Origin of the sequence: Streptomyces sp. NPDC059455, from assembly GCF_042750115.1 — a bacterium.
GTDB classification, from domain to species: Bacteria; Actinomycetota; Actinomycetes; order Streptomycetales; family Streptomycetaceae; genus Streptomyces; species Streptomyces endocoffeicus.
In genome coordinates this window covers 1-6784 of sequence record NZ_JBHYVB010000349.1, presented here as the reverse complement: position 1 = coordinate 6784, position 6784 = coordinate 1, and the positions used below count along the sequence as shown (strand labels likewise).

At 71.1% G+C, this 6784-nt stretch carries 1 protein-coding gene; it reads right to left on the bottom strand.

What is annotated here, in order from left to right; translation table 11 throughout:
- Window positions 1-6784 (bottom strand): SDR family NAD(P)-dependent oxidoreductase (locus ACFXB5_RS51680; protein WP_385222571.1); only part of this gene is annotated, 6784 nt, incomplete at both ends.

Sequence of the window (6784 nt, the reverse complement as noted above, 5' to 3'; positions counted from 1 at the left end):
AGTCCTGGCCGGCGGCCGCACCCTGGGTCCAGACCACCAACCGCGAATCGTCCGTCTCAGGATCGGCCAGCCACTCCTGCACCCAACCCAACACCGTCGCGGCAGCCGCCTGAGCCGCCTGCGGCGCCGACGCCCCGGACGGTGAGACCGGAACCGCAGCAACAACAACCGGCGCCACCTCGGACCCGCCGTGCCGCACCCACCGCACTTCGGCGTCAACGGCCTGAGGCGCCGGCAGCGGAACCCAGTCGACGGTGAACAGCGACTGCCGAACTTGCCGGTCCGAGCCGCTGAGCTGACCGGCCGAGGCATCCCTCAGCGCCAACGACCGCACCTGCAACACCGGTTCACCAACACCGTCGAACGCCGTCACCGAGACACCACCCTGTACGGGGGCCAGGACGACCCGCAGGTGGCGGGCACCGTCGGCCAGCAGCCGCACCCCCGACCACGCGAACGGCAACCCCGTCCCACCGCTGCCATCACTCACGGCCAGCAGACCGTGCAGACCAGCATCAAGGAGAGCGGGATGCAGACCGAACCCGGCCACATCGGAGTCGATGACCTCAGGCAGCTCCACCTCGGCGTAGACGGTGTCCCCGGCGCGCCATACCTGACGCAGACCCTGGAACGCCGGACCATACCCATAGCCCCGCTGAGCGAACTTCTCATAGGTGCCGTCCGTCTGAACGGGCTCCGCACCCGCCGGAGGCCACGCACCCAGCGGGGCCGGGACGGGCTCACTACCAGCCGGGGCGAGTACGCCCCCGGCATGCCGAACCCACTCGCCCTCCCCCTCACGGGAGGAGACGGTGACCGTTCGGCGACCACTGTCGCTGTCGCCGACGTGGACCTGGAGCTGGACGCCGCCCGGGCCCGGCAGGATCAGCGGTTCCTGGAGCGTCAACTCCTCCAGCGTCCCGCACCCGGCCAGATCTCCGGCGTGGATCGCCAGGTCCACGAACGCCGTGCCGGGCAGCAGGACGGTGCCGTGGACGGTGTGGTCGGCCAGCCACGGCATCGCGGCCAGCGACAGACGCCCCGTCAACACGAGCCCGTCGCCCTCGGCCAGCCACACCGCAGCGGCCAACAACGGATGCCCGCTCTGCTGCTGCCCAGCCGACGAGACATCCCCACGACCGGCCATCGCCTTGGGCCAGTAACGCTCCCGCTGGAACGGATACGTCGGCAGAGCAACCGTCTGCGCGCCCTCGCAGGTCACCGCGGCCCAGTCGACCTCGACACCGGCGGCGTAAGCTCCGGCCAGCGCGGCCAACCAGCGGCCGCGGCCGCCGTCGCCGCGCTGCAACGTGCCGGTCGCGACCAGGTCCTCACCGGCCTGCGCGATCGCCAAGCCCAGCACAGGATGCGGGCTGACCTCGACGAACGCCCGGTGGCCGTCCGCCGCCAGCGCGGCGATGACCTCGCCGAACCGCACCGGCTCACGCAGGTTCCGGAACCAGTACCCGCCATCCAGCCCGGCGGTGTCCACCACCGCGGCCTCAAGCGTGGAGTAGAACGGCACCGCACTGCTGTCGGCAACCACTGCGGCCAGATCCTCGGCAAGACGCTCCTGGACGGCCTCGACATGCGCGGTGTGCGAGGCGTAATCCACCGCGATGCGGCGCGCACCGCGATCCGTGTACGCGTCCACGAACTCCGAACACGCGTTCGCGGCACCAGCCACCACGATCTGCCGGGGGCCGTTGACGGCCGCGACCGACAGGTCCTCACCCCAGTGGGAGATCCACTCCCCCACCTCGTCCAACCCGGCCGGGACCGACACCATCCCGCCCGTACCCGCTAGACCCGCCAACGCCCGGCTGCGCAAAGCGACGACCCGCGCACCGTCCTCCAGAGACAGGCCGCCGGCGACGCACGCAGCCGCGATCTCACCCTGGCTGTGACCCGCCACCGCCGCAGGCTCGACGCCGTACGCGCGCCACAACCCGGCCAGGCTGACCGCTACCGCCCACGACGCCGGCTGCACCGCATCCACCCGCGCCAACAATCCCGCATCGCCCAACACATCACGCAACTGCCAGTCCACAAACGGCGCCAAGGCCGCCGCGCAGCGCTCCATCACCGCCGCGAACACCGGCTCCTCATCCCACAGTTGCAGACCCATCCCGACCCACTGCGCACCCTGACCCGCAAACACGAACACCGGCCGCAACACCGACGCCGAACCAGCGCCTCCGGTCACCACCCCGGTCACAACACCGGACGCCTCCTGGCCCGCCGCGACCGCGCCCAGGCTCTCCAGCAGCTGCTCACGGTCCTGACCGATCACCGCTAGGCGGTGCGCAAACCCCGTGGTCCTCGTCACCGCCAGAGAAAACGCCACGTCCTTGGCCGAAACCTCCGGACGCGCCGCCACGAACTCCGCCAGCCGACCCGCCTGCCCGGCCAACGCCGCACCCGACCGCGCCGACACCACCCACGCCACCGAACCCGCAGACTCCGGCCCATCCAGGACAGGAACCTCCACAGCAGCCGCGTCCTGCGCGGGCTGTTCGAGGATGAGGTGGACGTTAGTGCCGCTGATCCCGAACGCCGACACACCCGCACGCCGCGGACCGGAACCCGCCGGCCACTCCCGCGGCTCGGTCAGCAGCTCCACCGCTCCAGCCGACCAGTCCACATGCGACGACGGAGCATCCACATGCAACGTCTGCGGCAGCATCCCGTGCCGCATCGCCTGCACCATCTTGATCACACCCGCCACACCAGCAGCCGCCTGCGTGTGACCGATATTCGACTTCACCGAACCCAACAGCAACGGCCGACCCTCCGGCCGACCCTGCCCATAAGTCGCCAACAGCGCCTGCGCCTCAATCGGATCACCCAACGCCGTACCCGTACCGTGCGCCTCCACGACGTCAACGTCAGCCGGCTGAAGCCCCGCACTCGCCAACGCCGCCCGAATCACACGCTGCTGCGACGGACCATTCGGCGCCGACAGACCATTACTGGCCCCATCCTGGTTGATCGCACTACCCGCCACTACCGCCAAAACGCGGTGCCCACGCTCACGCGCGTCCGACAGCCGCTCCAGCACCACCATCCCGACGCCTTCGCCCCAACCGGTGCCGTCGGCGGCGTCCGAGAACGGCTTGCACCGGCCGTCGCCGGCCAGTCCTCGCTGCCGCGCGAACTCCGTGAACGCACCCGGGGTGGCCATGACCGTGACGCCGCCCGCCAGCGCGATCCCGCACTCACCGGACCGCAACGCCTGCGCCGCAAGGTGAATGGCCGTCAGCGACGACGAGCAAGCTGTGTCGATCGAGACGGCGGGACCCTGCAGTCCCAGCGAGTACGCCACGCGTCCTGACGCCACACTCGCCGTCGTCCCGGTTATCCCGAAGCCGCCGTCGCCGTCCTGCTCACCGAGCTGGTAACCCGACGCGATGATGCCGGCGTAAACCCCGGTATCGGAGTCCCACAGCGAAGCTGGAGTGATGCCCGCGTCCTCCAGCGCCTCCCAGCACGTCTCCAACAGCAGTCGCTGCTGCGGGTCCATCCCCAACGCCTCACGCGGACTGATCCCGAAGAACTCCGCATCGAACTCACCAGCTTTATCCAGGAAACCACCCACTCGGGCGTAACCCGCGCCCCCGTCATCGGAGTCCGGGTCAGGCAGGGCCACCATGTCCCAGCCGCGGTCCGCCGGGAAGCCCGACATCGCGTCGGAGCCTCCGACGACCATCTGCCAGAAGCCCTCCGGATCCTCCGCCCCGCCCGGGAACCGGCACCCCATGCCCACGATCGCCACCGGCTCGTCCATGCCGACGCGGACCACAGGGGCGGCAGCCACGCCGTCGGTCCCGCACACCTCTGCCACCAGGTGCCGGGCGAGTTCCAGGGGGACGGGGTAGTCGAAGACCAAGGTGGCGGGCAGGCTCAGGCCCGTCTCGGCCGACAGCCGGTTGCGCAGCTCCAGCCCGGTCAGGGAGTCGATGCCCATCTCGCGGAACGCCCGCTGAGGATCGATGTCCCCGGGGCGACTGTGCCCCAGGACAACGGCGGCAGCGGCCCGGACGATCTGCAGGACCTCCTGCTCACGATCGGCGGGCGAAAGCGCTGCCAACCGCGCCGCCAGGCCACCCGCGCCCCCAGCCACAGCCGCGGTCGGGCGCACGGGGACACCGCCAGCAGCCAGCCCCCGCAGCAGCGTGGGCACCGGCCCGCCAGCACGCGACAGCGCGGCCAAGTCGAGTCGGGCCGGGACCGCCAGAGGCGCACCCAACGCGGTAGCGGCCTCGAACAGCGCCAGGCCCTGTTCGGTCGTCAGCGGCTGGACGCCGCCACGGCGCAGGCGCGACAGACCGGCGCCCTCCAGGTGGCCGGTCATCTCCGAGGTCTGGGCCCACAGGCCCCAGGCCAGCGACTGGCCAGCCAGCTGCCGATCGCGACGGTAGGCGGCCAGCGCATCCAGGAACGCGTTGGCGGCGGCGTAACTGCCTTGGCCCGGGCTGCCCATGACGGCCGCGGCCGAGGAGTACAGCACGAAGCCCGCCAGGCCCGCGTCTTCGGTCAGCTCATGCAGGTTCCACGCCGCATCCGCCTTGGCGGCCAGCACCGGCGCCATGCGCTCGGGCGTCAGCGACTCCACGGTCGCGTCGTCGATCACACCGGCGGCATGCACCACCGCCGTCAGCGGACGCTCAACCTGAGTCCGCGCCAACACCGACATCAGGGCGTCACGGTCGGCAGCGTCACCAGCCAGGACGCTCACCCGCGCTCCCGAGGCCGCCAACTCGGCGACTAGGTGCGCGACTCCCGGCGCCGCCGGACCCCGCCGCGACAACAGCACCAGGTGTCGCATGCCACGCACGTCCACCAGGTGCCGGGCCAACTCCCCACCCAACGTTCCGGTACCACCCGTAACCAGCACCGTGCCCTGCGGGTCCCACTCAGCGGGGACGTTCAACACGACCTTGCCCAGGTGCCGGGCGGCCTGGAGATGGCGCAGCGCCGCCACCGCCTGCGACAGCTCGAAACACGTCACAGGCGGCGGAACCAACGTCCCAGCCTCGAACATCGCCCCCAGCTCGGCCAGCATCTCCGCGACCCGCGGCTCGCCCGCATCCATCAGGTCGAACGCCCGGTAGACGACCCCAGGGTGGGACTCGGCGACCTGCTCGGGGTTGCGGATGTCAGTCTTGCCCATCTCCACGAACCGGCCACCGCGCGGCAGCAGCCGCAGGGAGGCGTCCGTGAACTCCCCGGCGAGGGCATTGAGGACCACGTCCATGCCCTCGCCACCCGTGACGCCCAGGAACCGCTCGCAGAAGGCCAGGTCACGGGTGGAGGCGATGTGGCTCTCCTCCACACCCATCGCCCGCAACGCTTGCTGCTTGGCCGGACTCGCGGTCGCGAAAACCTCCAAACCCCACGCCTTGGCCAACTGCACCGCAGCCGTACCCACACCGCCAGTACCGGCGTGAATCAGAACCCGCTGACCCGGGCGGACCCGGGCCAGATCCCGCAACCCGTAGAACGCGGTGAGGAACCCGACCGGCACCGCCGCAGCCTGCTGGAACGACCAACCCCGCGGAATCGGGGCAAGCAGCAGACTGTCCACGATCCCGACCGGACCCCAACCGGGCACCAGACCCATCACCGACTGGCCCACCGTAAGACCGGTTACGCCGGGGCCGGTCTCCAGGACGATCCCGGCACCTTCGCCGCCGAGGCCTCGGTTGTCCGCGACCATTCCGAGCCCGGCGACCACGTCGCGGAAGTTCACGCCCACCGCACGCAGACCCACCCGCACCTGACCCGCCGACAACGCCACGCCCGCGTCGGGGGCGTCGACGACAGCGGCGCTGCCCAGGTCACCAGGCTGGGCGACCTCGACCCGCCAACCCGAACCACGGGGCAGTGCCAGCTCACTGGCGCGGGCCAAGCGCCGACCAAAGGCAACCATGCCCCCGCCGTCAGTAGCCGGAGAGATGCGGACCTCGGGCTCGTCGGCGTCCAGTGCCACGGCCAGGACAGCGTCCACATCAGCGTCGCGACCGGGGTCCAAGTCGGCTGACAGGTCGACGTCGACCAGCAGCAGCCGGCCCGGGTGCTCAGACTGCGCCGAACGAACCAGACCCGCCACCGCAGCGCCCGCCAGATCCCGGCCGGCGGCCGCACCCTGGATCCAGACCACCAACCGCGAACCATCGGTCCCGGAATCGGCCAGCCACTGCTGCACCCAACCCAACACCCTCGCGGCAGCCAGCTGAGCCGCCCGCGGCGCCGACACCCCGGGCTCGGCAGCCGGAACCACCGCCACCACCACCGGCGCCACCTCGGACCCGCCGTGCCGCACCCACCGCACTTCGGCGTCAGCGACCTGAGGCGCCGGCAGCGGAACCCAGTCGACGGTAAACAGCGACTGCCGAACTTGCCGGTCCGAGCCGCTGAGCTGACCGGCCAAGGCCTCACGCATCGCCAGCGATTGTGCCTGCAAGACGGGCTGACCAGCACCGTCGAACGCCGTCACCGAGACGCCGCCCGCGCCGCGCGCCAGGACGACCCGCATGTGGCGGGCACCGCCGGCCAGCAGCCGCACACCCGACCACGCGAACGGCAACCCCGTCCCACCGCTGCCATCACTGGCGACCAGCAGACCGTGCAGAGCAGCGTCGAGCAGAGCCGGATGCAGACCGAACCCGGCCACATCGGAGTCGATGACCTCGGGCAGCTCGACCTCGGCGTAGACGGTGTCCCCGACCTGCCAGACCTGACGCAGACCCTGGAACGCCGGACCATACCCATAGCCCCGCTG